The sequence below is a fragment of the Curtobacterium sp. ME12 genome, from assembly GCF_903970855.1.
Classification (GTDB): Bacteria; Actinomycetota; Actinomycetes; order Actinomycetales; family Microbacteriaceae; genus Curtobacterium; species Curtobacterium poinsettiae_A.
The window spans coordinates 55448-81431 of sequence record NZ_CAJCKD010000002.1; the positions used below are offsets into that span (position 1 = coordinate 55448).

Genomic DNA, 25984 nt, shown 5'->3' on the forward strand with positions numbered 1-25984 from the left:
TGGGGCACACACGCATCGACGCTCTGGCGTCGTGACGACAGGCGTCAACGGTACGCAACGAGTCTTGGCGTCCGCTGGTCGTCCATGTGTACGCATTCACGTGTCCGCAGTGCGCCGCCTGGGGACGAGGGGTGCTGCCGACGGTCAGCGCAGGACGCGGGCGACGGCCTCCGCGCGGGTCCGGACCCCGAGCTTCGCGAACACCTGGTTCACGTACGACTTCACGGTGGGCACCGTCAGGAACAGCTCGGCGGCGATCTGCGGGTTCGTCCGGCCGTCCGCGATCCGCTCGAGGACGTCCACCTCGCGCGGGGTGAGGTCCGGGAACCGCGCACCGAGCGGCGGACCGGGATCGGGTGACGCAGGCGGAGCGGAACCGGCACCGGCAGCGGCAGCGGCACCACCGGCGAGGCGCGCCACCAGCCGCGCCCCCACGGTCGCGTCGAAGGTCGACTGCCCGGCGGCCACCGCACGCACCGCGGTCGCGATCTCCGCCCGCCCGGCGTCCTTCGTCAGGTAGCCGCGGGCACCCGCCCGCAGCGCGGTGACGACGGAGTCGTCGTCGGCGTAGGTCGTCAGCACCAGGACCGCCACCCCGGGGTGCTCGGCGACGATCCGCGCGGTGGCGGTCGGTCCGTCGACACCCGGCATCCGCAGGTCCATCAGGACGACGTCCGGCGAGTGCAGGTCGACGGCGGCGATCGCCTCGGCACCGTCCGCCGCCTGCCCGACGACCTGCAGGTCGGGCACGAGCGACAGCACCGTCACCAGGCCGTCGCGGACGATGGCCTGGTCGTCGACCACGAGCACCCGGATGGTCACGAGCGGTCGTCCTCGACGGCGACCGCAGCGTCCGCGGTCCCCGGATCGACCGGGTCGTCGACGGGCAGGTGCATGACGACGACGAACTCGTCGTCGGAACGCTCGGCCTCCACCGTGGCCTCGCTGCCGAGTTCCGCGAACCGCTCGCGCATCCCGAGCACCCCCTGTCCACCGCTCGGCAGCGGGTTGGCCACGACGACGTCCACGGCGTCGCCGTCCCGGATCACGGACAGGGACACGGGGCGGCCGGGAGCGTGCCTGCGGGCGTTGCTGAGGGCCTCCCGGACGACCTGGACCACGGCGGCCCGGTGGGCCTCGTCGAGGACCGCGAGGGTCACGTCGCCCTGCACGACGACCTCGCCGCCGAACGAGCGGTGCGCGTCGAGCAGGGCCGTCAGGCCCGACGCGTGGTCGGCGGACGGACTGGAGGCACGGGTCGGCTCCGGCTGGCCGGGCTGCGGCTCGTCGCGGAGCGCGTGCACCGCACGCCGCGCCTCGGCCAGACCGTCCGCGGCCAGCGCGCGCGCTTCGCCGGCCCGGCGGGTGGCCTCGTCGACGCGGCCGGCCTCGAGCAGGGCCTGGACCGCGTCGAGCTGCAGGACCAGGCCGCCGAGCGAGTGGGCGAGGACGTCGTGGATGTCCCGGGACGCCCGTGACCGGTCGGCGAGGAGCCGTGCGCGCTGCTGCTGCCGCTCGGTCTCGCGGGCCTGCGCCGTCGTGATCCGGACCTGCCGACGGCTGAAGCCGGCGAGCACGCCGAGCAGGAGCCCGCCGCTCACGCCGAGGACGAACTGCACCGACGTCTGCTCGAGCGTCGCGGTGCTGGCCACCACCACGACGGCGGCGAGCGCGGCGACCGCCGCCGTCCACACCGGCAGGCGGAGGTCGGCGCCGAGGACGACGAGTCCGACGATCACCGGGACGACCAGGAGCGAGTCGGTCGGCACCACGGTGAGCGATCCGGCGGCGACCATCACACCGGCGGCGACGACCAGCACACGGGGTGTGCGTGCCCCTTCGCGGACGGCCCAGGCGCCGAGCGCCACGGCCCCGACGACCCAGACCCACGCCGGGTGGTGGAGCAGGAGGCCGTCCCGGACGAACCAGGAGGCGACCACGGCGATCCCGACGGCGTTGAGCCCCCAGGAGAGCACCGAGCGGGACCGGACCCCGGCGGGGTCGGTCCGGTCCGGGTCGGTCGGCAGGCTCACCGCACCATCATGCCGCGGTGAGCGGCCTCCGACCGGTCGCCGCCGCGGGGGATGCGCTGGTCGACGACCAGGGCACGGGCGGCACGGTTCAGGGCGAGCACGAGCAGGATCGTGCCGGTCGAGGTGAGCAGGTGTGCGCCGAGGTGGTCGCCGAGGACGTCGAGCCCGACGCGGGCGGCGATCAGGACGATCCAGAGCGCGGCGCCGAGCCAGCCCGTGCGGGACTGCAGGGTGCGGCCCCTGTCGTCCGGGGTCGTGACGGTGCGGAACCGGGTCATCGCCCCCATCGCGATGCCGACGGCGACGGTGAGCAGGGCCTCGAGGCCGAGGAACACGACGTCGGTGGTGGTGACGGTCGTCGTGGTCTGTGCGAGGACGACCACGCCGACGATCGCCATGACGAGCGGTCCCCGCCAGATGCGCGCCGGGTCGAGGGACCGCCAGGTCGCCTGCCGGTACGCCAGGAAGCCGACGAGGGCGAGGCCGATGAGCACGTTCGCGAGGAGCTGGACCGACATGGTGTGCCTTTCGAAGTGGTCCGGCGGGCTGTCCCGACCGGTGCGACCAGCCTCGTTCCGGGTGGCCCGCGGGCACACCAACCAGGGGTGGGGACGCGGGTGGTGATCGCGGTGGTGTTCCATTGACCGCATGGGTGATGCGTTCGACGGGTTCCGGATCGGTGCGGGGTACTCGGTGGTGGAGCCGGACCGGCACCGCCCGGGGTCCTTCACCCTGGTGGTGGACGGCACCCCGCAGTCGCACGTGGACCTCGAGGACCCGACCCACCTGGCGTTCGAGTACATCCGGCGGATCGGGCACGCGATCGACCTGCTGCCGGACGGCCCGATCACGGCGCTGCACCTGGGCGCCGGCGCCCTCACCCTGCCCCGCTACGTCGCGGTGACCCGCCCGGGCTCGCGGCAGCAGGTGATCGAGCTCGAGCGCGACCTGGTCGAGCACGTGCGGGAGGCCCTGCCGTTCCCCCGCGGCGCGTCGATCCGGGTGCGGTACGGCGACGCCCGGGAGGTCCTCGGCAAGCTGCCCGCCGGACTCCGCGGCACCGTGGACCTGGCCGTGGTGGACGTCTTCGGCGGTTCGCAGATCCCCGCCCACGTGACGAGCGTCGAGTTCTACCGCGAGGTCGCCGCGTTCCTGTCGCCGACCGGCATCGTCGCGGTGAACGTGGCCGACGGCGCCGGGTTGGCGTTCGCCCGCGGGCAGGCCTCGACGCTGCAGTCGGTGCTGCCGTCGGTCGCCGCGGTCGCGGACACCGGCATGCTCAAGGGCCGCCGGTTCGGGAACATCGTGCTGCTCGGGTCGCCGACCGACCTGCCGGTGGCGGACATGCCCAGGCGGTACTCGTCCGACCCGATGCCGGCGAAGGTCGTGCACGGTGCGGAGCTCGGGGCGTTCATCGCCGGGGCGCCGATCGTCACCGACCAGACGGCGGTCGCGTCGCCCGAGCCGAACCGGAGCGTGTTCGGGGGCTGACGCCCGCCCGGGGTGTCACCGGGGACGGACTTCGGGCGCTCGGCGGGTCCGGCTGTCAGGATGGTCTGAACGACCGCGCAGCTGCGCGACCGAGCGATGGGAACCCTGATGACGAACGACGACCGGAACGACCAGGACCGGACGGGCGACGGCCAGGCGCCGCGCTGGGGCGACGCCCCGCAGCAGCAGCCCGACGCCGATGCCCCGCGGTACGGCGAGCGGGTGGACCCGGCGCCGACCTCGACCCCGCAGTACGGCGAGCAGTACGGGCAGGGCCAGCAGCAGTACGGGCAGCAGTCCGGGCAGGGCGAGCAGCAGTACGGCCAGCCGTCGAGCACGCCGAGCTGGAACGACCAGCAGCGCCACGACCAGCACCACGACCAGCACCACGACCAGCAGCCGTACGCCGCCGCGCCCGCCCACTCCGGCGCCCCGGCCTGGCAGAGCCACGACGAGCCGAAGCCCAAGAAGAAGAAGACCGTCGGCATCATCGCCTTCGTGCTCGGCCTGCTCGCGCTCGTGCTCGGCGTCATCGGTGGCTACATCATGGGTTCGGCCATCAGCAACAGCGGTGTGCTCGACCAGATCACGCAGAACGGTTCGACGAACCTCACGCCAGAGCAGATGCAGAGCGAGGTCATGAGCGACCCGGACGTCCGCTCGCAGCTCGTGGGCGGAGTCGCCGTGATCGGCATCGCCGCGTTCCTCGGACTCTGGGCACTCGTGCAGGGCATCATCGCGGCCGTCGCCAAGCGCGGTCGTGTCTGGGGCATCCTGGCGATCGTCCTGGCGGTCGTCGCGACCATCGCCACGTTCGTCACCTACGCCGGCGTGGCCGCTGCCGCCGCCGTGGGCGCCAACTCCTGATCGACCACTCCGAACGGCCCGTCGTGCTCCGGCACGGCGGGCCGTTCGTCGTCCCGGAGGGCACGCGCGGACCGCCGCAGGCGTGCAACCTGAGCGCGTCGCACCGACCGCTCCCGGGAGACCGCGGCTACCCTCGAACCGATGTCCCTCCCGCCCGACGACCGCCAGCAGCCCGACCTGTCCGACCGTTCCCGTGAACCGCGCCACGCGGCTCCCGTGACGGCCGGGGTCAGCCCGGGCAGCACCTTCGCGCCCATCAGCCTGCGACCCGCGGTCGACGTCGACGCCGTGCACCAGCGGCTCCGTGACCTCGGCCAGAGCCGCAGCACCGACGCCCTCGCCGAACGGGCCGAGCTCCTCCGCCTGCTCGGTCGTCTGGACGAGTCGCTCGTCATCGCGGAAGAGGTGTTCCGCCTCGCGATGTTCACCGGGGAGCGCCAGGACAAGGTCGCCGCGCGGATCCGTCGGGCGCACGTCCTGCACGACCTCGGGCGGCACGACCGCGCCGCCAGCGAGGCCGCCATGGCCCGCGACACCGCCGCCACCGAGGAGTGGCCCGAACTCGAGGGCGCCGCAGCCGAGATCGAGGGCTGGTCGCTGTTCGAGAACGACCGCTTCGACGAGGCTCGCGCCGCACTGTCGCGGGCGTACCAGGCCTTCCGGCAGGCGGGGGCGCCGTCCGAGCGCACCGACGCGCTGCGCACCGCGGTCGAGGCCGCGATGCGGGCCTCGATCACGAACCCGGCGGAACCGTCGGACAAGCCGCGGACCGCCCGCGAGGTCGCCGCCCGCCGTGCCGAGGACGACGAACCGACCACCCGCGTCGCCGAGCCGGTGAAGCAGGTCCCACCGATCCGCCGCCGCGTGCTCGGCGCACCCGACGCCGCACGGACCGAGGCCGACGACATCTGGGGCCGGATCGCGGCCCGGGCAGCTCAGAAGGGCCAGGCCGACCCGCGCGCCGAGCAGTGACCGCACTCGAGACCGTCCGGCTCCGCGCCGGAGCGCTCATCGCCGAACACCTCGGCGCCGGGACGTGGGCGTTCGGGTTCGACCACGCCAAGACCCGCGCAGGGCAGTGCGACTTCGCGCGGAAGCGGATCACGGTGAGCCGACACCTGGCCACCCGGTTCTCCGACGACGACGTCGAACAGGTCCTGCTGCACGAGGTCGCGCACGCCCTCGCCGGCGCCCGGGCAGCACACGGACCCAAGTGGAAGCGCACGGCCGCGGCGATCGGGTACACCGGCTCCAGGCTGCACGACGGGCCGATCGCCAGCGAGCTCGCCCCGTGGATCGGCACCTGCCCCGCGGGACACGAGCACTTCCGGTACCGCACGCCCACCCGTCCCCTGGCCTGCGCCCGCTGTTCCCGGCGGTTCGACGCCCGGAACGTCATCACGTGGCGGCGCCGGACCGCGGACGACGACGCGGCCACGATGGCGTCGACTACCGCATGAGGGTCCCGACGCACGGAGGCGCGCCGGTAACCCGTTAGCCTGGGCGGATGCACACGGGGCAGCACATCCGCACGGACGCCGGTTCCTCCTGGTTCTTCGACGCCGGACGGATCGCGCTCGACTTCGCGCACACGGGTGGCTTCGCCGACGACACCGCCGGACGCCGACCGCGGTCGCAGCTCGGGGAGCTGCTCGCGAGCCCGGCCGACCTGGACGAGTGGCTCAGCGAGCACACCGAGCCGATCGACGTCGGTGCCAGCGCCCGCGAGCTGCAGGACGCCCGCGCCCTGCGTGCCGCGATCGCGCGGCTCGCCGTGGCCGCCGCCCCCGCGCCGGCGAGCACCGCCGCGGAACGCACCGCCGTGGCGGCGGGCCTGCGTGCCGGGGCCGGCCGCACGCGCCCCGCGCCCGACGACATCGACACCGTCAACCTGTTCGCCGCCCTGCCGGACGTGCCCCCGAGCCTCCCGGGTGGCCGACGCCGCGCCGGGGCCAACCGGGTCCGCCTGGCGCAGGCCCTGTCGAGCGTGGCGCGCGATGCCGTCGCGCTCTTCACCGAGGTCGGCTTCGACGACGTCGAGGCCGACGGCCGGCCGACGCGGCTGAGCCGGTGCTCGGCCGAGGACTGCGGCCTGGTGTTCTACGACTCGTCGCGCGGCGGGACCAGGCGCTGGTGCTCGATGCAGCGGTGCGGCAACCGTGCGAAGGTCCGGGCGCACCGCGCCCGCCGCGCCACGGAGTGACCAGGAGCTGACACCTTCCCCTCGTCGTCCGGGAGGGGCGAATCGCGACACCCCGCGCACCTCCGCCGAGCGGTCACCGACCGTCTGCTGGCGGCGTCCCAGCCGACGGGTCGTGACCACGCGACACACACACGCGCGAGCGGCGAGCGGCGAGCGGCGAGCCACAAGCGACGAAGAAAAAGATTCGGCGTGCCGAATTCTCTGACAGGATCGGTGCATGACCGACACTGCCAACCCCCGGCTCGACGAGCACCCATCCGGTGCCCCGCGTCGTCGTGCAGCCGGGCTCACCCTGCTCGGACCGGCCTTCGTGGCGGCCATCGCGTACGTCGACCCCGGCAACGTCGCCGCCAACCTGACCGCCGGGGCCGAGTACGGGTACCTGCTGCTCTGGGTGCTCGTGGCCGCGAACGCCAGTGCCGTGGTGGTGCAGTACCTGTCCGCCAAGCTCGGCGTGGTGACGGGGAAGTCGCTGCCCGAGCACCTGGGCCTGCGGATGCGGCGCACCCCACGTCTGCTGTTCTGGGGCCAGGCCGAGATCGTCGCCGCCGCGACCGACATCGCCGAGGTGATCGGCGGCGCGCTGGCGCTCTACCTGCTCTTCGACCTGCCGCTCGTGGTCGGTGGGATCATCACCGGGCTCGTCTCGATGCTCCTGCTGACCCTGCACAGCCGCCGGGGCACGCGGCTGTTCGAGACCGTGGTGACGGCGATGCTCGCGATCCTGACGGTGGGCTTCTGCGCCGGGCTGCTGTTCGCCCGGGTGTCTCCGGCCGATCTCGTCGCCGGGCTCGTGCCGCGGTTCGAGGGTGCCGGCTCGGTGCTGCTCGCGGCCTCGATGCTCGGCGCGACCGTGATGCCGCACGCGGTGTACCTGCACTCGGCGCTCGCCCGGGACCGCCACGGGGACGTCCCCGCCGGGCCGGAGCGTCGCCGGGTGCTCGTCGCGACCCGGTGGGACGTCGGGCTCGCGCTGATCGTCGCGGGTGGGGTGAACATCGCGATGCTCGTCCTCGCCGCGGCCACCCTGCCGGGCGTCGAGGGCACCGACTCCATCCCCGGCGCGCAGCGCGCCATCGCCGAGAACGTCGGCCCGGTCGTCGGGGTGCTCTTCGCCGTGGGCCTGCTCGCGTCCGGCCTGGCCTCGACCTCGGTGGGCTGCATGGCCGGCGCGGAGATCATGAAGGGCCTGCTGCACGTGCGGATCCCACTCGTGGCCCGGCGCGCGATCACCCTGGTGCCGGCGATCGTGCTGCTCGCGCTGAACGCCGACGCGACGATGCTGCTCGTCGTCAGCCAGGTGGTGCTGAGCTTCGGGATCGCCTTCGCGATCGTGCCCCTGGTGGTCTACACCTCGCGACGGAGCGTGATGGGGACCGACGTGAACGCCGCGACCACCCGCGTGGTGGCGTGGGTGATCGCGACGGTCATCGTGGCGCTCAACGTCGCACTGGTCGTGCTCACCCTGACCGGCTGAGGCACGACCGGTCAGGGTGACGGGCGGTCGTCACTCGACGACCTGGACGTCCTTCCAGAACGCGACGTAGCCCGAGTAGTCCTTGCCGACGCGGTCGAACGACGACGGGATCGGCGTCGGGTACGACCACGCGCGGTCCTGCAGCGCCTGTCCGTCGACGTTGACCGTGAAGTACTGGGTGTCGCCCTTCCACGGGCAGTGGTACTGGGTGGGGCTCTCGGTGAAGAGCTCGGTCTTCACGCTCGACGGCGGGAAGTACCAGTTGCCCTCGATCTTGATGAGGTCCTCTTCGGGGGCCTCCGCGATCACCGTGTCGCCGACGACTGCCTTCATGGCGTTGCTCCTTCGCTCGCTGGTTCCGTGACGGGGCGAACGCTACGCGCGCTCCCCCGATTCCCGCAGGACGGGCAGGTCGGGGCCCGCGGCGAGCGCCGCGTGCACGTCGTCACGGCTCAGGACGGCGGCGCCCTCGGACGCGCTGACCAGGTGCCGGACGGCACGGCGCAGCCCCGTGTACGCCGCGCAGGCCGCAGCGGCCTCGGGTGAGGTGTGGTCGATGCCGACATCGGTGAGCGCGTCGACGACGGCTCCGGCTGCGAGCAGGTCCTCGACCGCGAAGTCGGGTGCGTCGGCGACGTCGACGGACTCCCCCGCCGCCTCGGCCGCGTCGTCGAGGGCTGCGGTGTGGTGCAGCCCGGCGGCCACGATCGCGACGACGCACCGGTCACCACGTGCGGCCTGGAGGCCCGTCACCCGTTCCGCGACCGCCGCCGCGTTGCCGAGGTGGCCGAGCACGACCTCCGGACCCTGCGGCAGCTGGGCGGTCACGTTCCGCAGCGCGCGCCGCTGTGCTGCGGCGTCGGGGGTGGGCGGCAGGGCGTCGACCCAGACGAGCAGGTGGGCGCCGTGGGCGATGCGAGCCGCACCTCCGGAGCCCCACGCGAACCGGACCTGGTACTTCTCCTGGGTGCGTTCTGCCACGTCCGTCACGATAGCCGCCCGGGCGATGCTGTCCCTCTCCACAGGGTCGCCGTCCGACCGGGTTCCACCAGGGTCGCCGACCCTAGGATGCATGTCCATGGAGATCGCCCCCGTACCCACCCTGACCGGCGACCGTGTGACACTCGAGCCCCTCGGGCAGGAGCACGCGGAAGACCTGCGGGCGGCGGTCGCGGACGGCGATCTGTGGCGCACCTGGTACACCTCGGTGCCCGCCCCGGCACAGGTCGAGGCCGAGATCGACCGGCGGCTCGCCGAGCACGAGGCCGGCCGCATGGTGCCCTTCGCCGTGCGGGACCGTCCGACCGGCCGGGTGGTGGGTGCGACGACCTTCATGAACATCGACCCGGGCAACCGTCACGTCGAGATCGGCAGCACGTTCCTGGCGCGGTCGGCGCAGCGCTCGGGGATCAACACCGAGTCGAAGCTGCTCATGCTGTCGCACGCGTTCGAGGCGTGGCAGTGCATCGCGGTCGAGTTCCGCACGCACTGGCACAACCTGCAGTCCCGGGCGGCCATCGCGGGCCTCGGCGCCAAGCAGGACGGCGTGCTCCGGAACCACGCGATCGGCCGCGACGGCACCCTGCGCGACACCGTGGTGTTCTCGATCATCGCGTCGGAGTGGCCGGCGGTGCGGCTCTCGCTGGCCGAGCGGCTGCGGCGACACGACCGCGCCGAGGGCTCCCGCCGTCGTTCTGCCCGGCACGCCTGAGTCGTCTCGCTTGCGTCGTCTCGCTTGCGTCGTCCTGCTTGCGTCGTCTCCCCTGACCAGGCGCCGTCGGCAACCGGGCACGGCGCACCGTCCAGCGCGCGGGCGTATCGTCACCGCCATGCACGTCGGGCTCCGGATCGTCCTCGATGCGCCGGTCGACGCCGTGCGCGATGCCCTGCTGTCCCCGTCCGTGATGGTGGCGGTGACGAAACCGTTCCTGGCGTACCGCTCGCGCGATCCCCGGGGGTTCCCGGAGCGCTGGGAGCCGGGACACCCGCACCCGATCACCGCGGACGCCTTCGGGCTGGTGCCGAGCGGCGACACGCACGTCGACCTCGACCTGTACGAGGTCCGGGGGGTCCCCGTGCAGCGCGACAACGGAGGCGGCACGTCCGGGTTGTTCGGGCGGATGACGATGTCGCACCGGATGGCCGTCGTCCCCGCACCGGGTGGCCGGACCCTGCTGCTCGACCGCCTGACCTACCGGATGCGACCGGCCGTCCTCGGGCTCGCCCTGTGGCCCGGCATGTGGGTCATCTGGCAGTGGCGGGCGTTCCGGATGCGCGCCCTCGCGCCCACCTGGCGGACCGACGGCGAGTGACGTGACGCGGGTCGGGCCTCCCGTCCACCGCGGAGCGGGCGTAGCCTCGACCACGTGAGCCAGACGCGCCCCCAGGAGCCGACGACCGACGACCGCGTGCGCAGCACGCTGGCGACGACGGATTGGCGGCGGATGACGTTCGACCTGTACCGCCGCGTCCGCGCCACCCCGGACCCCCAGACGGCGCACGCGCTCTGGCGCGAGACACGGGACGCGATGTTCGCGGAGCACCCCGCGTCGCCGCTGCTCGACGAGGACGCCCGCGACTTCGAGTCCCTGCCGGTGCCGGACTACGACCCGGCGTGGCGGTTCCAGGTCCGCATCGAGGCCACCGAGCCCGCCGAGTTCGACTTCGAGACCGGCACCGACGGCGTTGTCCACTTCGACCGCCTCGGCCTCGTGCGGGTCCCCGGTGTCGGCACCCTCGACGTCTGGAAGCACGGCGGCTACGCGGGCGGGGTGTTCGTCCCCGTCAAGGACGCCAGCGCCGGCAAGGCCCGCGGCACCTACGGCGGCGGACGCTACCTGCTCGACACCATCAAGGGCTCGGACCTGGGCGGCGACGACCTCGGGTCGCTCGTGCTCGACTTCAACTTCGCCTACAACCCGTCGTGTGCGTACGACCCGGCGTGGGCGTGCCCGCTCGCGCCTCCGGGCAACACCGTGCCGGTCCCGATCCCCGTCGGCGAGCAGTACGACTTCTAGGGTGGAACGCATGACAGGACTCGTCGCCCTCGACGTCGGTGGCCGCGTGCCGCCGTTCGAGCAGGTCCGATCGCAGATCGCCGCGCAGATCACCGCCGGGTACCTGGTGGACGGCGAACGGCTGCCCAGCGTGCGTGGGCTGGCGGACGAGCTCGGTCTCGCCGCCGGCACCGTCTCGAAGGCCTACCAGCTGCTCGAGGAGGCCGGGCTCGTGCACACCGCACGGGGTGCCGGCACCCGGGTGGTGCGACCGGCAGCGGTGCCGGACGCCGTGGCCGAGGCCGCTCGTGCCCTGGCCGCTGCGGCGCGATCGGCGGGGCTGTCGGCGGACCAGGCGGCCACCGCGTTGCGCGAGGCCTGGCCGGCGTAGCGGGCGCAGGGCGCGCGCTTCCGGGCATACCCGGTCGTTCCGGGCGTACCCGGTCGGAAGTTCTGACCCGGTACGCCCGATCCGACCATGCATCGCAGGCGTTCTGGGAAGGAACGTCCCGGGCGCTCAGCAGTGCTCGTACACGTACGCGTCGTCCGCCGGGGTCACCAGGTCGCGGTCGCGCAGGATCGTCATGGCCGGACGGCTCCGCAGCCCGCACACCGAACCCCACGAGCGCTCGAGGGTGTCCGAGTACTCCACGTCGATGACCCGCCCGCCGTAGGCCTTCGTGTACGCGGCGCACTCCCGGTACTGCACGCACTCCTCGGCGACGACGAAGTCGAACCCGGTCTGCTTCCGGCCGGACGCCCCGAGCTGCGGGGTGTTCTTCTGCCCGACGGCCAGGCCGTGCCGGTGCCCCGTGGCGACGAGCGACTTCGCGAGCGCCAGGTTGCCGGCACGGGTGAGCCGCTTGCCGCTCCGGGTCCACGAGTCGAGGTTGTCGAACTCCACCGCGTCGAACCCGCGGTCACCGCAGCGGGCGACGGTCTTCGCGAGCACCTTCGTGATCAGGGCACGCTTGGCCGCGGTCCGGGTGTCGAGGAGCATCTCGTCCGGCCACCCCGGGTCCGAGACCGGCTTGCCCGCACGGTCGCGGAGGATCGCTGACGGGTACGACTTCTTCCACGTCCGGGCGGCCTCGGGCTGCGTCTGGAATCCGTTGACGTAGCAGATGTCGTACGTGCCCTTCGCCGGGCGGTCCGTGCTGTCGCGCTCGACGATCGTCACGCCGGAGGGCGGGGTGTACCCGCCACCGAGCTGGTAGTCCACCCGGCCCGAGGTCGGCAGGTTGCGGTAGCTCGCGGCCGCGCTGGTCGTGGCGGCCTCGGCGCAGCCGGCCGTGCCGAGGACGGCCACCAGGGCCATCGCGGTGGTCAACAGGACGGATCGCATGCGCACCCCGGAATCCTCGCACGCGCAGGGCGAACGGCCCCGCCCTCGCTGTTCCGGAGATGTGCACGCTATGCTGGTCGTACTCGAGGCGCCGATCGCCTCGTGCGTCGTACGGACGCCCCGAACTCCCGACCACCTGTCTCAAGACTCCGGTCGATGATCGAGCACCTCACGAAGGTGCCCAGGCTTCTCTGCTGCGGCGACTGCGCCAGCCACATCCGTTGGCGCGCATCCCGCCCGCGCGCTGCCTCGCAAGCGTGCCCACAGCCGGACTGCTCCGGCTGGAAAGGTCACCATGACCACCGAAGACATCCGTTTCTCCGACCTCGGCGTCCCCGCGCCGATGGTCTCCGTCCTCGCCGACCAGGGCAAGGACATGGCGTTCCCCATCCAGGCGGACACCCTCCCGGACTCCCTGCAGGGCAAGGACGTCCTCGGCCGCGGCCGCACCGGCTCCGGCAAGACCATCGCGTTCGCGATCCCGCTCGTCGCCCGCCTCGCCGCCAGCGGCCGCAAGCGCCGAGCCGGCCGCCCCCGCGCCCTGGTGCTCGCGCCGACCCGTGAGCTCGCGACGCAGATCGACGTCGCCCTCGCTCCGCTCGCCAAGGCCATGGGTCTCAACACCACGACCATCTTCGGTGGCGTCGGTCAGGGTCGTCAGGTCGACGCCCTGCGCGGCGGCGTCGACGTCGTGGTCGCCTGCCCGGGGCGCCTCGCCGACCTCATGCAGCAGGGCCACGTGAACCTCGGCGACATCGAGGTCACCGTCCTCGACGAGGCCGACCACATGGCCGACATGGGCTTCCTGCCCGGGGTCACCAAGATCATGCAGGCGACGCCCGAGAACGGGCAGCGACTGCTGTTCTCCGCCACGCTCGACAACGGCGTGGACAAGCTCGTCAAGAAGTTCCTGCACAACCCGGTGATGCACTCCGTCGACGAGGCGAACAGCCCCGTCGAGGCGATGACCCACCACCTGTTCGAGGTCGCCGACGCCGACGCGAAGAAGCACCTCGTGAGCGCCCTCGCCTCGGGCAACGGCCGCCGCATCCTCTTCATGCGCACGAAGCACCACGCCAAGCGCCTCGCCAAGCAGCTCAGCAGCCAGGGGATCCCGGCCGTCGACCTGCAGGGCAACCTGTCGCAGGGTGCCCGTGAGCGCAACCTCGCGAAGTTCTCGTCCGGTGAGGCCCTCGTGCTCGTCGCCACCGACGTCGCCGCCCGCGGCGTGCACGTCGACAACGTCGAGCTCGTCGTGCACGTCGACCCGCCCACCGAGCACAAGGCGTACCTGCACCGCTCGGGGCGCACGGCGCGTGCCGGTTCGTCCGGTGACGTCGTCACGGTGACGATGCCCGCCGAGCGTCGCGACGTCGCGCAGATGATGCGTGCAGCCGCGATCAAGGTCACCCCGCAGCACGTCACGGCGACCTCTCCGGCGGTCACCGCGCTCGTCGGCGAGGTCGCTCCGATCCGCCACGTGGCCGAGGAGCAGCCCACCCAGCAGCGTCAGCCCAAGCAGCGCTCCGCCGAGTCCGCCGGTGACGGCGGCGGTCGTCGCCGTGGTCGCGGCGGTCGGTCCGGAGGCGCGGCACAGCCCGCGCGCTCCGGCTCGGCCGGCGAGTCCGCCGGTTCGGCCGGGGGCCGTCAGGGCCGTCCGGCCCGTGGCGCACGTTCCGAGGGCGCCGGGCGCTCCGGCGCCGCAGCCGCCGGTTCGACCGGTGGTCGCCGCAGTGGCGGCAACCGCCGCTCGGGCAGCAGCGACGTCGTGCGCGGCGGCTCGTCGGCCGTCTGGTCGTCCGAGGGCGGCTACGCCGCGGGTCGGTCCGGCAACGAGTCGGGCGGCAACCGTCGTGGTGGCTCGCGCCGCGCCTCCCGTCCGGCCGGCGCTGCCGACCGCCACTGACCTGCGCGGTCTGAGTCCGCAGGACACCGGTGTTCACGTTTCGAACCCCCGCATCCCGGGGTGTGTTCGGTGAGCACCGGTGTTTCGCGTCGGGGCTCGGGCGAACCTTGGCGGGGGCTGGGGGCGGGGTACTCCGCCGGGCGTACGGTCTCACTCACCGGATGCCGCGCAAGCGGCTGACGGGGAACACGTCCGCTTCTGGAAGGAGTGCCTATGGCTGGCATCGATGACATCAAGAACGCCGCTGAGAAGGCGGCAGGCAAGGTCAAGGAAGCCACCGGCAACGCGACCGGTAACGACCGCTTGAAGGCCGAAGGCCAGACCGACCAGGGCAAGGCCTCGGCGAAGCAGGGCGTCACCGACGTCAAGGACGCCGCGCACGGCGTCGCCGACAGCTTCAAGGACGACAAGCACTAAGCCGGTTCGCGACCGCGCTGCGAAGCCCCCAGATCCGATCGGATCCGGGGGCTTCGTCGTGCACGGGCTTCGTCGTGCGCGGGCTTCGTCGTGTGACGAGCTAGTGCAGGGCACCGACCGATGCCAGGCCGGCGCGGAGCAGTGCCCCGCGGCCGCCTTCCATCTCGTCGGCGACGGCGTCGGACGCGGCTTCCATCGGGCTCATCCACGTGAGCTCGAGGGCGTCCTGCCGGGGCTCGCACGTCCCCGTGACGGGGACGACGTACGCCAGCGAGATCGCGTGCTGCCGCTCGTCGGTGTACACCGAGGCGCCGGGCAGCGGGAAGTACTCGGCCACGGTGAACGGCGTCGGGCTCGAGGGCAGCTGCGGGAACGCCATCGGCCCGAGGTCCTTCTCCAGGTGGCGGAACAACGCGGTCCGGATCGACTCGCCGAACATCACCCGGCCGGACACCAGGGTGCGGGCGATCGAACCGCTCGGGGAGACACGCAGCAGCACGCCGACCTCGGTCACGACGCCCAGGCCGTCGGTGCGGACGGGGACCGCCTCGACGTAGCAGATCGGCAGACGACGGCGGACGTTCGCGAGCTCCTCGTCGGACAGCCAGCCGGAGTCGGGATCGGGGGTGCGCAGCGAGGACATGCACCGTGTCTACCAGGGACGGCGGCGAGTTCGGCGGAAGGCGCGGGAGTTGGGGATGGTTAGCGTTGTCCACATGATCGATGCGGACCTGGTGCAGTGGACCCGGAGTACCTCGGACCGGCGGGGCACACCCCTGCTCGTGGCCATGCACGGGGTCGGGTCGAACGAGCACGACCTGCTCGGCCTCGCCCCCGCGCTGCCGCCCGTGTGGACGGTCGCGTCGCTCCGGGCACCGATGCCGTGGGGGCCCGGCTTCAGCTGGTACCCGCTCGGCACGCCCGGCTCCCCCGTGCCAGAGGCGGTCGACGCCGCGGCCGCCGAGGTGCTCGACTGGATCGACTCCGTCGCCGCCGACCACCCGCGGATCGGACTGCTCGGGTTCTCGCAGGGCGGCTCGATGGCGCTCCAGCTCCTGCGCGCCCGGCCAGCGGCGTTCGCGTTCGCGGTGTCGCTGTCGGGGTTCGTGGTGCCGGACGTCGCGGACTCGCGCGACGAGGCCGTGTCGGCCGTGCGTCCGCGGGTGTTCCTCGGGCACGGCGACCTCGACCCGGTGATCCCGCCCGAGGCCACCGCCCGGACGCAGGCGTGGGCCGCAGCGCACACCACCGTGACGGACCGGACGTACGACGGGCTGCCGCACGCGGTGTCGGCAGCGGAACTGGCGGACGTGGCGGCGTTCATCGGCGGGTAGGGGCGCGGGGTTCGGCGCGCTTGGTGAGCAGAAATGGTCGGGTCCGACGTGCGGACTCGACCATTGCTGCTCACGATGTGGATGGGAGGCACGGGGCGGGCTGGCACCGGGCCTCCTGTCCGTCATGGGTGACGTCCGTCAGTCGGCGAGGATCTGGAGCAGGTCCTTGCGGAGCTGGTCCACCTTGGCCGTGGCGGCCTTGGCCTGTTCCTCGGTCGCGGTGCTGCGGTACATCTGCAGGACGCCCATGGTCTTCCGCAGCGCCTCGAAGAACTCGCGCTGGGCGTCCGGGATGCCCGGGGCCCCGTCGAGTGCCGCAGCGATCTCGTCGGCCTTGGCCTCGGTCTCGGCCTTGCCGGCGTCGGTGAGCTCGAAGAGCGTCTTGCGGCCGTCGCCCGACGAGACCACGAGGTCTTCGTCGACGAGCTGCTGGAGCGTCGGGTAGACCGAGCCGGGGCTCGGCTTCCAGGCGCCGCCGGTGCGCTCGGCGATGGTCTTGATCACCGCGTACCCGTTCTGCGAGCCCTCGGCCAGCAGACCGAGGATCGCGAGGCGGACGTCACCGCGGCGACGGCGTTCGCGGCCGAAGCCGGGCCCGCCGAAACCGGGGCCGAAGCCCGCGCCCGGGCCGAAGCCGGGGCCGAACCCGCGACCACCGAAGCCGCGGCCGCCGTGGTCGTGGTCACCGCGGTCACGGCCGGGGAACCCGGCGCCGTGGTGCTGCCGCGCGCCGCCGAAGCGGGGGCCGCGCGGGCCGAACCCGCGCTGGTCGCGGGGGGACGTGTTGCTGTCGTCGTCATACGAGGGGCGCATGAGGAGTCCTTTCATCGTGCTGAGTCGGCTCGCGACCGGTCTGACCTGATCGTCTTCGTCGTATCGCGATGTGTTCACGATAGATCGGTAACTATCGCTCTGTCAAGGGGTACGTGCGCTCGGCCTGCTGTCGGTGGTGGCGGGCAGGATGGGACGGACCATGACGGACGTCTTCGAGCGCTTCTCCCCCGCGACCACCGAGTGGTTCCGCGGCGCCTTCGACGCACCGACGCCGGCGCAGGCCGGGGCGTGGGAAGCCATCTCGACCGGGCAGCACGCACTCGTGATCGCCCCGACCGGCTCCGGCAAGACCCTGGCGTCGTTCCTGTGGTCGATCGACCGGCTCATCAGCGCGACGGACCGTCCGCCGGCGAAGCAGCGCACGCGGGTGCTCTACGTCTCGCCGCTCAAGGCCCTCGGCGTCGACGTCGAGCGCAACCTCCGGAGCCCGCTCGTCGGCATCACCCAGACCGCTCGGCGCCTCGGCACCGAACCGCCGGACGTCACGGTCGGGGTGCGCAGCGGTGACACCCCTTCGTCCGACCGCCAGAAGCTCCTGCGCCAGCCGCCGGACATCCTCATCACCACGCCCGAGTCGCTCTACCTGATGCTCACCTCGCAGGCGCGCGAGACCCTGGTGAACGTCGACACCGTCATCGTGGACGAGGTCCACGCGGTCGCCTCGACCAAGCGCGGTGCACACCTGGCCGTGTCGCTCGAGCGCCTCGACGACCTGCTCGAGAAGCCCGTGCAGCGCATCGGGCTGTCCGCGACCGTCCGCCCACCGGAAGAGGTCGCGCGGTTCCTCGGCGGCCGGGCACCGGTGACGATCATCGCGCCGCCAGCGCAGAAGACCTTCGACCTGCGGGTCGTCGTCCCCGTCGACGACATGTCCGAGCTCGGGGCACCACCGGTCGGCGCGGACGCGTCCGAGTCGCCGACGAACGGGTCGATCTGGCCGCACGTCGAAGAACGTGTCGTCGACCTGATCGAGGAACACCGCTCGACCATCGTGTTCGCGAACTCGCGGCGGCTGGCCGAACGGCTCACGGCGCGGCTCAACGAGATCCACGAGGAACGCGTGCTCGCCGCCGCCGGTGACGGCGTGCTGGTGCCGGCGGGGGCGTCCCCGGACGACGACGGGCTCCCCGCGGCGCGGGGCCGACCACAGTCCCCGGCCCGCACCTCGGCGCACGCCGTCGCGCCCCAGGGGGCCGGGCGACCGCCGGCGCAGCTGATCGGCGGGTCCGGGCAGACGGGCGGCGGGGGCTCGGACGCCTCGGTCCCGGTGCTCGCCCGCGCACACCACGGCTCGGTGTCGAAGGACCAGCGCGCGATCATCGAGGACGACCTGAAGTCCGGTCGGCTGCGGTGCGTCGTCGCGACGAGTTCACTCGAGCTCGGCATCGACATGGGCGAGGTCGACCTGGTCGTCCAGGTCGAGGCGCCGCCGTCGGTCGCGAGCGGCCTGCAGCGCGTCGGTCGCGCCGGCCACCAGGTGGGTGAGATCTCCCGCGGCGTGCTGTTCCCGAAGCACCGGGCCGACCTGGTCAACAGCGCGGTCACGGTCGAGCGGATGGTCACCGGTCAGATCGAGTCGATCTCGGTGCCGGCGAACCCGCTCGACGTCCTGGCGCAGCACACCGTGGCCGCCGGGGCGATCGACACCCTCGACGTCGAGCACTGGTTCGAGCTCGTGCGGCGGAGCGCCCCGTTCAGCGGCCTGCCCCGGTCGGCGTTCGAGGCGACGCTCGACCTGGTCACGGGCCGGTACCCAAGCGACGAGTTCGCCGAACTCCGGCCACGGCTGGTCTGGGACCGCGTGCACGGCACCCTGACCGGGCGCCCCGGTGCGCAGCGACTCGCGGTGACGAGCGGCGGCACGATCCCCGACCGCGGCATGTTCGGCGTCTTCATGGTCGGCGAGAAGGCGTCCCGCGTCGGCGAGCTCGACGAGGAGATGGTCTACGAGTCACGCGTGGGCGACGTCTTCGCCCTCGGTGCGACGAGCTGGCGGATCGAGGAGATCACCCACGACCGCGTCGTCGTGAGCCCGGCGTTCGGGCAGCCCGGACGCGTGCCGTTCTGGAAGGGCGACGGCATCGGCCGACCCGCCGAGCTCGGCCGGGCGACCGGTGCGTTCGTGCGCGAGGTCGAGGGCGCCTCGGACGACGACGCCCGCGCCCGCGTCGCCGCCGGTGGACTGGACGAGCGTGCGATCACCAACCTGCTGACCTTCCTGCGCGACCAGCGCGCGGCCACCGGTCACGTGCCGAACGACACCACGCTCGTCATCGAGCGGTTCCGCGACGAGCTCGGGGACTGGCGGCTCATCCTGCACTCGCCCTACGGCATGCAGGTGCACGCGCCGTGGGCCCTGGCCGTCGCCGCACGGCTGCGCGAACGGCACGGCATCGACGGTGACGCGATGGCGGCCGACGACGGCATCGTCGTCCGCATCCCGGAGACCGACGCCGAGCCGCCGGGTGCCGACCTGTTCGTGTTCGAGCGCGACGACCTCGAGGCCCTGGTCACCGACGAGGTCGGCGGCTCGGCACTGTTCGCCGCGCGGTTCCGGGAGTGCGCGGCGCGTGCCCTGCTGCTGCCCCGACGGAACCCCGGACAGCGGTCGCCGCTCTGGCAGCAGCGGCAGCGGGCATCGCAGCTGCTCGAGGTCGCGCAGAAGTACCCGACGTTCCCGATCGTGCTCGAGACCGTGCGCGAGGTGCTGCAGGACGTCTACGACGTGCCCGCGCTGCTCGGGATCGCCGACGACATCGCCGGACGCCGGATCCGCCTGGTCGAGACGGAGACCGAGCAGCCGTCGCCGTTCGCCCGGTCGATCCTGTTCGGGTACGTCGCGGCGTTCATGTACGAGGGCGACACCCCGCTCGCCGAACGCCGGGCAGCGGCCCTGTCGCTCGACTCGACCCTGCTCGGCGAGCTGCTCGGCCGTGCGGAGCTGCGCGAGCTGCTCGACCCGTCGGTCATCACCTCGGTGGAGCGCGACCTGCAGCGGCTCTCGCCGGACCGCCGTGCCCGTGACGCCGAGGGGCTCGTGGACGTGCTGCGGCTCGTCGGCGCGCTCGACCTCGACGAAGCGGTCGACCGGAGTTGGCTCGCCGACGCCGCCGACCGTCCAGCGGCCACCGCTGCACTGCGCAGCACGCTCGAGGTCCTGGAGCGCGACCGCCGAGTGCTCTCGTTCTCGCACGCCGGGGCGACGCGCTGGGCCGTCATCGAGGACGCCGCCCGTCTGCGCGACGCCCTCGGGGTGCCGCTGCCGATCGGTGTGCCCACGGCGTTCGTCGAGCCCGTGGCGGACCCCCTCGGTGACCTGATCGGCCGCTACGCGCGGTCGCACGGACCGTTCTCCGCGCAGGAGGCCGCCGGTCGTCTCGGGCTGGGCATCGCCGTCGTGCAGGACACCCTGCGCCGACTCGTCGCCGACCGCCGGGTGGTGGAGGGCGAGTTCCGTCCCGATCGCCAGGGTGCCGAGTGGTGCGACGCCGAGGTCCTGCGACGGATCCGCACGAAGTCCCTCGCAGCCCTGCGGCACGAGGTCGAACCGGTCTCGCCGGACACCCTCGCCCGGTTCCTGCCCGCGTGGCAGCACGTGCAGACGCCCGGGACCCGCGGTGGACTCCGTGGCGTCGACGGTGTCCTGCAGGTGATCGACCAGCTCGCCGGGGTCGCCCTGCCCGCCAGCGCGTGGGAGACCCTGGTGCTGCCGTCTCGTGTCACCGACTACTCGACGAGCATGCTCGACGAACTCACTGCCACCGGCGAGGTCCTGTGGTCAGGCGGGGGCACCCTGCCCGGCAACGACGGCTGGGTGCGCCTGCACCTGGCCGACACCGCGGCGACGACGCTCGCCGAGCCCTCCGGCGACGAGACGACCGAGCTGCAGCGGGACGTGCTCGGCGCCCTGGCGGGCGGTGGCGCGTACTTCTTCCGGCAGTTGGGCCAGGCCGTGGGCAGCAGTGACGACCAGGCGCTCACCACCGCGCTGTGGGACCTGGTCTGGGCGGGGCAGATCACGAACGACACGTTCGCCCCGCTGCGCTCGATGCTCGGTGGCAAGGCGAAGAGCTCGAGTGCTCCGCGGGCTCGGGCCTACCGCGGCCGTCGGCGTCCGACGATGCCGACGCAGTCCGGGCCGCCGTCGGTCGGGGGCCGGTGGTCGCTCCTGCCGCTGGCCGAGTCCGACTCGACCGTGCGGGCCGCCGCGACCGCAGAACAGCTGCTCGAACGCTACGGCGTCGTCACCCGCGGTGCCGTGCAGGTCGAGGGCGTCCGGGGTGGCTTCGCCGGGGTGTACCGGGTGCTCTCGCGCTTCGAGGAGTCCGGCCGTGCTCGTCGCGGGTACTTCGTCGAGGGGCTCGGTGCGGCCCAGTTCGCCACCGGCCCGACCGTCGACCGGCTGCGCACCTACGCCCGCGAACTCGGCGACGACGAGCGTGACGATCCGGACCGGAAGCGCGAGGCGCTCACGCTCGCCGCGACCGACCCGGCGAACCCGTTCGGGGCCTCGTTGCCGTGGCCGACGGGCGACGCAGACCACGGTGTCGCGGCCGACGAGGCCGAGATCGCCAGCGCGGCGAGCACTGCCGCGAGCGGCGCTGCGAGCGCCTCGAAGACCACACGGGGCCACCGCCCGGGCCGGAAGGCGGGCGCACTGGTGACGACCGTCGACGGCGAGCTCACCGTGTACGTGGAGCGCGGCGGCAAGTCGGTGCTGACGTTCACCGACGACGCGGCCGACCTCGCCGCCGCCGCCGCCTCGATCGCCGGCATCGTGCGGACCGGGCTGCGGAAGCTCTCGGTCGAGCGGGTCGACGGGGACTTCGTGCTCGAGACACCGCTCGGCAGCGCACTGCGGGAGGCGGGGTTCACGGCGACCCCGCAGGGGTTGCGGCTCCGTGTGTGAGGCGAGCCGTGCCTCCCGGCAGTGCAGCGACCACGTGCCGGGGGTGAGCGGTGCCTGAGGGCGACACCGTCTACCGGGCTGCCCGCCGCCTGCACACCGCGCTGGCGGGCAAGGTCCTGACGAAGAGCGACTTCCGGGTCCCCGCCTTCGCGACCCTCGACCTGGTCGGGCGGACCGTGGACGAGGTCGTCCCCCGCGGCAAGCACCTGCTGCACCGCATCGGTGACCTGACCGTGCACTCGCACCTGAAGATGGAGGGCCGGTGGGACGTCTACGCCCCCGGCGACCGCTGGCGTCGTCCGGCGCACCAGGCCCGGGTGATCCTGGACGCCGAGGGCGTCTCGACCGTCGGCTTCGCCCTCGGGGTGCTCGAGGTCGTGCCGCGCGACCAGGAGTCCGAGGTCGTCGGACACCTGGGGCCCGACCTGCTCGGCCCCGACTGGGACGCCGACCGGGCGCTCGCCAACCTGACGCAGGACCCCGAGCGCCCGGTCGGGCTGGCACTGCTCGACCAGCGGGTGCTCGCCGGACTCGGCAACGTGTACCGGAACGAGCTCTGCTTCCTGCGCGGCGTGCTGCCGACGCGCCCGGTGGGCGAGGTGCAGGACCCGGCCCGGATGATCACGATGGCGCAGCGGTTGATCGTGGCGAACCGCGACCGCAGCGCCCGCGTCACCACCGGCGTCGACCGGCCGGGTTCGCGCTTCTGGGTCTACAACCGCCGCGGCAAGCCCTGCCTGCGGTGCCGGACGCCGATCCGGCACGGGGAGCTCGGTGACTCGGAGCTCACGCTGCGCGACACCTACTGGTGCCCGCGCTGCCAGACCTGAGGCGCGGGGTGCAGCCGCTCCGCCGCCGTGGCACGGACGGCATCGGTGACCCGTTCGAGCAGCGGTGACGCCAGGTTCCACCGCTGCCACCAGAGTGCGACGTCGGCACTCCGGCCGGGCGCCAGCTCGACCAGGACACCGCGGTCGATCGCCTCGAGGCACTGCGCCTCCGGCAACAGCCCCCAGCCGAACCCGAGCGTCACCGCCCGGGCGAAGTCCGCCGACGTCGGGACGAAGTGGCGCGGGCCGCCGGGAGCGTGGCCGAGGACCTGGCGCAGGTACCCCTGCTGCAGGTCGTCGTCGCGGTCGTAGTCGACGAGCGGGACCTCGTCGAGTCGTCGGAGCATCCGCCGCTCGGTGCCGGTGTCGCCGAGGTAGCGGGCGACGAACGACGGAGACGCCACGGCGCGGTACCGGTCGATGCCGAGCGGTACCGACGAGCAGCCCTGAACCGGGTCCGCCTCGGCCGTCACGGCGCCCATCACCGTGCCGGCGCGGAGCAGCTCGGCGGTGCGGTCTTGGTCCTCGCGGTGCAGGTCGAAGACCACCTCGGTGTCGGCACGGACGAGCGCGAGGGCATCGAGGAACCAGGTGCCGAGCGAGTCGGCGTTCACCGCCAGGGAGATCGACGGCACGGCGAGCCCTCCGCCACCGAGCGCGCTCGAGGTCTCCTCGTCGAGCAGCCGGACCTGCCGTGCGTGTCGGAGGACGACCTCGCCGTCGGCGGTGGGGCGCACGGGGGTCGTGCGCTGGAGCAGCACCCGCCCGACCTGCTGCTCCATCGACTTGATCCGCTGGGACACCGCGGAGGGCGTGATCGACAACGTACGGGCCGCGGCGTCGAGGGTGCCGTGGTCGACCGCGGCGAGCAGTGTCTCGAGGTGCTCGCGCTGGAATCGGGTCATGCAGCTGAGCTTACGGCGGTGCAGGAACGTGAGCTGTACTACACCGCTCCCCCGTCCTAGCGTCGAGCCGTGACCACACTCCTGCCCCTGCTCTCTGGCCTCGGCACCGGACTCGCACTCATCGTCGCGATCGGTGTGCAGAACACGTACCTGCTCCGGCTCGCGGTCAGCGCGGGACTCCGGGTGGTGGCCGCGGCGGTCGTGGTGTGCGCGGTCTCGGATGCGCTGCTCATCGTCGCCGGGGTGCTCGGTGTCGGCGCCGTGGTCGAACGGTTCCCCGTGGCGCTCCTGGCGGTCCGGTTCATCGGTGCCGCGTTCCTGCTGACGTACGGGGTGCTCGCGGCGCGGCGTGCACTGCGGCCCTCGGGGGACGCGATGCGGGTCGGCGACGAGGCGGCCGACGACGGTGTGGTGGGCGCCAGCGCGGGCGCGGCGGTCAACGCGCCCACCGGCACGACGGAGGCGGCGGGGCGGACGCGCACCGCGCCTCCCGGCCAGGTGGCGACCATGCGGACGGCCGTGCTGACCATGCTCGTCTTCACGTGGGCGAACCCGCACGTCTACCTGGACACGCTGGTGTTCCTCGGTTCGGTGGCGAATCAGCAGGGCGCGGACGACCGGTGGCTCTGGACGATCGGTGCCGTCACGGCGAGCTGCCTGTGGTTCGGTGCGCTCGGGTTCGGCGGACGCCTGCTGCGGCCGCTCTTCGAGAAGCCGCTGACCTGGCGGGTGTTCGACGGGCTGGTCGCCGTCGTGATGCTCGCGTTCGGCGTGCTGCTGCTCGTCGGCGCGTAGCGGCGCGGCGGGCTCCAGGCTGCAAGACACCGGTGTCCACACGTCGAACCGCGTTGTGCGGGTGTGCAACGTGCGAACACCGGTGTTTTGCAGGCCAGGCCGGGCCAGCCGACCCGGCCCTACTGCATGCGCTGGCCGACGCGGCTGTGGCGACGGCTGTAGCCGAAGTAGATGACGAAGCCGATGGCCAACCAGACGACGAACCGCAGCCAGGTCTCGACCTCGAGGTTCAGCATCAGCCAGAAGCACAGCACCGCCGAGATGATCGGCAGCACCGGCGACCACGGCACCCGGAAGGCCCGCGGGGCGTCGGGCCGCGAACGACGCAGCACGACGATACCGATCGAGACCAGGACGAACGCGGACAGCGTGCCGATGTTGATCATGCCCTCGAGCTTGTCGACCGCGGTGAACCCGGCCAGCAGCGCCACGACGACACCGGCGACGACCTGCACACGCACCGGGGTCTGCGTCTTCGGGTTGGTCTTCGAGAACCAGCGGGGCAGCAGGCCGTCGCGGCTCATCGAGAAGACGATGCGGGACAGCCCGAGCAGGAGCACCATGACGACGGTGGTCAGACCGATCAGGGAACCGATGGCGATGATGCCCGCGGCCCACGGCAGCCCGACGATGTCGAACGCCGACGCCAGGGACGGCGCCTTCTCCTCCGCCAGTCGCTGGTACGAGACCATGCCGGTGATGACGATGCTGACACCGACGTAGAGCAGGGTCACGATGCCGAGCCCGATGAAGATGCCGCGCGGCAGGGTCTTCTGCGGGTTCTCGGTCTCCTCCGCGCTCGTGGCGACGACGTCGAAGCCGATGAAGGCGAAGAACACCAGGGACGCCGCGGCGAGCAGGCCGAAGACGCCGTACTGGGCGGGCTCGGCACCGGTGAACCACGACACGAGCGACTGGGTCCAGACGCTGCCCTCGGCACCCTTGCTCGGCTCCGCCGGCGGGATGAAGGGGGTGAAGTTCGCGGCCTTGACGAAGAACGCACCGGCGACGATCACGAACACGACGATGGCGACCTTGATGACGGTGATGACCGCCGACACCCGCGACGACAGGCGGGTTCCGAAGGCGAGGAGCACCGTGAAGATACCGACGATGAGCACCGGCCCCCAGGTGAAGGGGATCGGGCCGAGCTGGATCGTGCTCGGCAGGGTGATGCCGAAGACGTCGAACGCGGTGCTGAGGTAGATGCCCCAGTACTTCGCGATCACGGCGCTGGCCGTGAGGGTCTCGAGGATGAGGTCCCAACCCACGATCCAGGCGAGCAGCTCACCCATCGTGGCGTAGGTGAACGTGTACGCGGAGCCGGCGACGGGGATCGTCGACGCGAACTCGGCGTAGCACATGATCGCCAGGCCGCAGGTGACGGCGGCGAGCAGGAAGGAGATGATGACGCCGGGCCCTGCGAAGTTCGCGGCGGCGTTCGCGCCGACCGAGAAGATGCCGGCGCCGACGGCGACCGCGATCCCCATTGCGGCGATGTCGAACGTCCTCAGGGAGCGTTTCAGGGACCTGCCCTGCTCCTCGGAGTCGGCCAGGGAGGCCTCGATCGACTTGATGCGGAGCTTCGTTGCCATGGGGTGGATCCCGTCATCGGCTGGCGGCGGACCTCGGAAGGGTACTG

At 72.7% G+C, this 25984-nt stretch carries 26 protein-coding genes; 16 read left to right on the forward strand and 10 right to left on the reverse strand.

Features of this window, described 5'->3' with window-relative positions; all coding sequences use genetic code 11:
• Window positions 1–144: 144 nt before the first annotated feature.
• The 3 genes from H7A73_RS01655 to H7A73_RS01665 are packed head-to-tail and all read right to left on the reverse strand — an operon-like array spanning window position 145 to window position 2551.
• Window positions 145–822, reverse strand: a complete 678-nt coding sequence (locus H7A73_RS01655; RefSeq protein ID WP_182064376.1) for a response regulator transcription factor — start codon at window positions 820–822, stop codon at window positions 145–147.
• Entirely contained in the window at window positions 819–2033 is a 1215-nt protein-coding gene (locus H7A73_RS01660; protein WP_182064377.1) for a sensor histidine kinase, read from the reverse strand. Before H7A73_RS01660 ends, H7A73_RS01655 begins: the two co-directional genes overlap by 4 nt.
• Window positions 2030–2551, reverse strand: a complete 522-nt coding sequence (locus H7A73_RS01665) for a hypothetical protein (RefSeq protein ID WP_182064378.1) — start codon at window positions 2549–2551, stop codon at window positions 2030–2032. The genes H7A73_RS01660 and H7A73_RS01665 overlap by 4 nt, the downstream gene beginning before the upstream one ends.
• A 130-nt stretch (window positions 2552–2681) precedes the next feature.
• Between H7A73_RS01665 and H7A73_RS01670 the strand changes: the two genes are divergently transcribed.
• From H7A73_RS01670 to H7A73_RS01695, 6 genes are all read left to right on the forward strand, one after another.
• Window positions 2682–3524: a spermidine synthase gene (locus H7A73_RS01670; protein ID WP_182064379.1), complete on the forward strand. Its 843-nt coding sequence runs from the start codon at window positions 2682–2684 to the stop codon at window positions 3522–3524.
• Window positions 3525–3632: 108 nt separating this feature from the next.
• Window positions 3633–4391, forward strand: a complete 759-nt coding sequence (locus H7A73_RS01675) for a DUF4064 domain-containing protein (protein ID WP_182064380.1) — start codon at window positions 3633–3635, stop codon at window positions 4389–4391.
• A gap of 141 nt (window positions 4392–4532) precedes the next feature.
• Window positions 4533–5363 carry a hypothetical protein gene (locus H7A73_RS01680; RefSeq protein WP_182064381.1) on the forward strand — a complete coding sequence of 277 codons (831 nt, stop codon included), beginning with the start codon at window positions 4533–4535 and terminating at the stop codon, window positions 5361–5363.
• Window positions 5360–5851 carry a SprT-like domain-containing protein gene (locus H7A73_RS01685; protein ID WP_182064382.1) on the forward strand — a complete coding sequence of 164 codons (492 nt, stop codon included), beginning with the start codon at window positions 5360–5362 and terminating at the stop codon, window positions 5849–5851. The genes H7A73_RS01680 and H7A73_RS01685 overlap by 4 nt, the downstream gene beginning before the upstream one ends.
• A gap of 47 nt (window positions 5852–5898) precedes the next feature.
• Window positions 5899–6594 carry a CGNR zinc finger domain-containing protein gene (locus H7A73_RS01690; protein WP_182064383.1) on the forward strand — a complete coding sequence of 232 codons (696 nt, stop codon included), beginning with the start codon at window positions 5899–5901 and terminating at the stop codon, window positions 6592–6594.
• 217 nt (window positions 6595–6811) lie between these two features.
• The gene (locus tag H7A73_RS01695; protein WP_182064384.1) at window positions 6812–8071 is read left to right on the forward strand and encodes an Nramp family divalent metal transporter; all 1260 of its coding nucleotides are present in this window, start codon (window positions 6812–6814) and stop codon (window positions 8069–8071) included.
• 30 nt (window positions 8072–8101) lie between these two features.
• Here H7A73_RS01695 and H7A73_RS01700 read toward each other — a convergent pair whose 3' ends face one another.
• Both H7A73_RS01700 and H7A73_RS01705 read right to left on the reverse strand, forming a co-directional pair.
• The gene (locus H7A73_RS01700; protein ID WP_027466755.1) at window positions 8102–8404 is read right to left on the reverse strand and encodes a DUF427 domain-containing protein; all 303 of its coding nucleotides are present in this window, start codon (window positions 8402–8404) and stop codon (window positions 8102–8104) included.
• Between the two features lie 42 nt (window positions 8405–8446).
• Window positions 8447–9052 (reverse strand): hypothetical protein, encoded by a 606-nt coding sequence (locus tag H7A73_RS01705; protein WP_247737894.1) that lies wholly within the window; start codon window positions 9050–9052, stop codon window positions 8447–8449.
• Window positions 9053–9143: 91 nt separating this feature from the next.
• Here H7A73_RS01705 and H7A73_RS01710 point away from each other — a divergent pair, with 91 nt between their 5' ends.
• The 4 genes from H7A73_RS01710 to H7A73_RS01725 all read left to right on the forward strand — a co-directional run bounded on the left by H7A73_RS01710 (window position 9144) and on the right by H7A73_RS01725 (window position 11458).
• The gene (locus H7A73_RS01710) at window positions 9144–9782 is read left to right on the forward strand and encodes a GNAT family N-acetyltransferase (protein ID WP_182064385.1); all 639 of its coding nucleotides are present in this window, start codon (window positions 9144–9146) and stop codon (window positions 9780–9782) included.
• A 118-nt stretch (window positions 9783–9900) separates the two neighbouring features.
• On the forward strand, window positions 9901–10383 hold the full coding sequence (locus H7A73_RS01715; RefSeq protein WP_111056558.1) for a hypothetical protein: 483 nt from the start codon (window positions 9901–9903) through the stop codon (window positions 10381–10383).
• A 132-nt stretch (window positions 10384–10515) separates the two neighbouring features.
• A complete protein-coding gene (locus H7A73_RS01720; RefSeq protein ID WP_051597091.1) occupies window positions 10516–11088 on the forward strand; it encodes a DUF1684 domain-containing protein in 573 nt (190 codons plus the stop codon).
• 10 nt (window positions 11089–11098) lie between these two features.
• On the forward strand, window positions 11099–11458 hold the full coding sequence (locus H7A73_RS01725; protein ID WP_259362648.1) for a GntR family transcriptional regulator: 360 nt from the start codon (window positions 11099–11101) through the stop codon (window positions 11456–11458).
• Window positions 11459–11584: 126 nt separating this feature from the next.
• Here the strand turns inward: H7A73_RS01725 and H7A73_RS01730 are convergent, their stop codons facing one another.
• Window positions 11585–12412 (reverse strand): endo alpha-1,4 polygalactosaminidase, encoded by an 828-nt coding sequence (locus H7A73_RS01730; protein ID WP_247737913.1) that lies wholly within the window; start codon window positions 12410–12412, stop codon window positions 11585–11587.
• A 295-nt stretch (window positions 12413–12707) separates the two neighbouring features.
• On the opposite strand from H7A73_RS01730, the gene H7A73_RS01735 reads away from it, so the two are divergent.
• Both H7A73_RS01735 and H7A73_RS01740 read left to right on the forward strand, forming a co-directional pair.
• A complete protein-coding gene (locus H7A73_RS01735) occupies window positions 12708–14318 on the forward strand; it encodes a DEAD/DEAH box helicase (RefSeq protein ID WP_111123196.1) in 1611 nt (536 codons plus the stop codon).
• 213 nt (window positions 14319–14531) lie between these two features.
• Window positions 14532–14735, forward strand: coding sequence for a CsbD family protein (locus tag H7A73_RS01740; RefSeq protein WP_111234610.1), 204 nt, complete (start codon window positions 14532–14534; stop codon window positions 14733–14735).
• 100 nt (window positions 14736–14835) lie between these two features.
• Here H7A73_RS01740 and H7A73_RS01745 read toward each other — a convergent pair whose 3' ends face one another.
• Entirely contained in the window at window positions 14836–15378 is a 543-nt protein-coding gene (locus H7A73_RS01745) for an NUDIX hydrolase family protein (RefSeq protein ID WP_110859466.1), read from the reverse strand.
• Between the two features lie 73 nt (window positions 15379–15451).
• Here H7A73_RS01745 and H7A73_RS01750 point away from each other — a divergent pair, with 73 nt between their 5' ends.
• Window positions 15452–16069, forward strand: a complete 618-nt coding sequence (locus H7A73_RS01750) for an alpha/beta hydrolase (RefSeq protein WP_182064388.1) — start codon at window positions 15452–15454, stop codon at window positions 16067–16069.
• A 138-nt stretch (window positions 16070–16207) separates the two neighbouring features.
• Here the strand turns inward: H7A73_RS01750 and H7A73_RS01755 are convergent, their stop codons facing one another.
• A complete protein-coding gene (locus H7A73_RS01755) occupies window positions 16208–16882 on the reverse strand; it encodes a PadR family transcriptional regulator (protein WP_182064389.1) in 675 nt (224 codons plus the stop codon).
• 160 nt (window positions 16883–17042) lie between these two features.
• Between H7A73_RS01755 and H7A73_RS01760 the strand changes: the two genes are divergently transcribed.
• Both H7A73_RS01760 and H7A73_RS01765 read left to right on the forward strand, forming a co-directional pair.
• The gene (locus H7A73_RS01760; RefSeq protein ID WP_182064390.1) at window positions 17043–21812 is read left to right on the forward strand and encodes a DEAD/DEAH box helicase; all 4770 of its coding nucleotides are present in this window, start codon (window positions 17043–17045) and stop codon (window positions 21810–21812) included.
• A gap of 50 nt (window positions 21813–21862) precedes the next feature.
• A complete protein-coding gene (locus H7A73_RS01765) occupies window positions 21863–22642 on the forward strand; it encodes an Fpg/Nei family DNA glycosylase (RefSeq protein ID WP_182064391.1) in 780 nt (259 codons plus the stop codon).
• Here H7A73_RS01765 and H7A73_RS01770 read toward each other — a convergent pair.
• Window positions 22615–23547 (reverse strand): LysR family transcriptional regulator ArgP, encoded by a 933-nt coding sequence (locus H7A73_RS01770; protein ID WP_182064392.1) that lies wholly within the window; start codon window positions 23545–23547, stop codon window positions 22615–22617. The two genes, H7A73_RS01765 and H7A73_RS01770, sit on opposite strands and share 28 nt — an antisense overlap.
• A 69-nt stretch (window positions 23548–23616) precedes the next feature.
• Here H7A73_RS01770 and H7A73_RS01775 point away from each other — a divergent pair, with 69 nt between their 5' ends.
• The gene (locus H7A73_RS01775; protein WP_182064393.1) at window positions 23617–24342 is read left to right on the forward strand and encodes a LysE/ArgO family amino acid transporter; all 726 of its coding nucleotides are present in this window, start codon (window positions 23617–23619) and stop codon (window positions 24340–24342) included.
• Window positions 24343–24461: 119 nt separating this feature from the next.
• On the opposite strand, the gene H7A73_RS01780 is transcribed toward H7A73_RS01775, so the two are convergent.
• Window positions 24462–25937, reverse strand: a complete 1476-nt coding sequence (locus H7A73_RS01780) for an APC family permease (RefSeq protein ID WP_182064394.1) — start codon at window positions 25935–25937, stop codon at window positions 24462–24464.
• Window positions 25938–25984: the final 47 nt, after the last annotated feature.

Excerpts from the sequence above, each read along its gene's own strand:
- H7A73_RS01665 (WP_182064378.1), bottom strand. The coding sequence starts at position 2,551 with ATGTCGGTCCAGCTCCTCGCGAACGTGCTCATCGGCCTCGCCCTCGTC.
- H7A73_RS01670 (WP_182064379.1), top strand. The coding sequence starts at position 2,682 with ATGGGTGATGCGTTCGACGGGTTCCGGATCGGTGCGGGGTACTCGGTG.
- H7A73_RS01675 (WP_182064380.1), top strand. The coding sequence starts at position 3,633 with ATGACGAACGACGACCGGAACGACCAGGACCGGACGGGCGACGGCCAG.
- H7A73_RS01680 (WP_182064381.1), top strand. The coding sequence starts at position 4,533 with ATGTCCCTCCCGCCCGACGACCGCCAGCAGCCCGACCTGTCCGACCGT.
- H7A73_RS01690 (WP_182064383.1), top strand. The coding sequence starts at position 5,899 with ATGCACACGGGGCAGCACATCCGCACGGACGCCGGTTCCTCCTGGTTC.
- H7A73_RS01695 (WP_182064384.1), top strand. The coding sequence starts at position 6,812 with ATGACCGACACTGCCAACCCCCGGCTCGACGAGCACCCATCCGGTGCC.
- H7A73_RS01700 (WP_027466755.1), bottom strand. The coding sequence starts at position 8,404 with ATGAAGGCAGTCGTCGGCGACACGGTGATCGCGGAGGCCCCCGAAGAG.
- H7A73_RS01710 (WP_182064385.1), top strand. The coding sequence starts at position 9,144 with ATGTCCATGGAGATCGCCCCCGTACCCACCCTGACCGGCGACCGTGTG.
- H7A73_RS01715 (WP_111056558.1), top strand. The coding sequence starts at position 9,901 with ATGCACGTCGGGCTCCGGATCGTCCTCGATGCGCCGGTCGACGCCGTG.
- H7A73_RS01720 (WP_051597091.1), top strand. The coding sequence starts at position 10,516 with ATGACGTTCGACCTGTACCGCCGCGTCCGCGCCACCCCGGACCCCCAG.
- H7A73_RS01725 (WP_259362648.1), top strand. The coding sequence starts at position 11,099 with ATGACAGGACTCGTCGCCCTCGACGTCGGTGGCCGCGTGCCGCCGTTC.
- H7A73_RS01730 (WP_247737913.1), bottom strand. The coding sequence starts at position 12,412 with ATGCGATCCGTCCTGTTGACCACCGCGATGGCCCTGGTGGCCGTCCTC.
- H7A73_RS01735 (WP_111123196.1), top strand. The coding sequence starts at position 12,708 with ATGACCACCGAAGACATCCGTTTCTCCGACCTCGGCGTCCCCGCGCCG.
- H7A73_RS01740 (WP_111234610.1), top strand. The coding sequence starts at position 14,532 with ATGGCTGGCATCGATGACATCAAGAACGCCGCTGAGAAGGCGGCAGGC.
- H7A73_RS01745 (WP_110859466.1), bottom strand. The coding sequence starts at position 15,378 with ATGTCCTCGCTGCGCACCCCCGATCCCGACTCCGGCTGGCTGTCCGAC.
- H7A73_RS01750 (WP_182064388.1), top strand. The coding sequence starts at position 15,452 with ATGATCGATGCGGACCTGGTGCAGTGGACCCGGAGTACCTCGGACCGG.
- H7A73_RS01755 (WP_182064389.1), bottom strand. The coding sequence starts at position 16,882 with ATGCGCCCCTCGTATGACGACGACAGCAACACGTCCCCCCGCGACCAG.
- H7A73_RS01760 (WP_182064390.1), top strand. The coding sequence starts at position 17,043 with ATGACGGACGTCTTCGAGCGCTTCTCCCCCGCGACCACCGAGTGGTTC.
- H7A73_RS01770 (WP_182064392.1), bottom strand. The coding sequence starts at position 23,547 with ATGACCCGATTCCAGCGCGAGCACCTCGAGACACTGCTCGCCGCGGTC.
- H7A73_RS01780 (WP_182064394.1), bottom strand. The coding sequence starts at position 25,937 with ATGGCAACGAAGCTCCGCATCAAGTCGATCGAGGCCTCCCTGGCCGAC.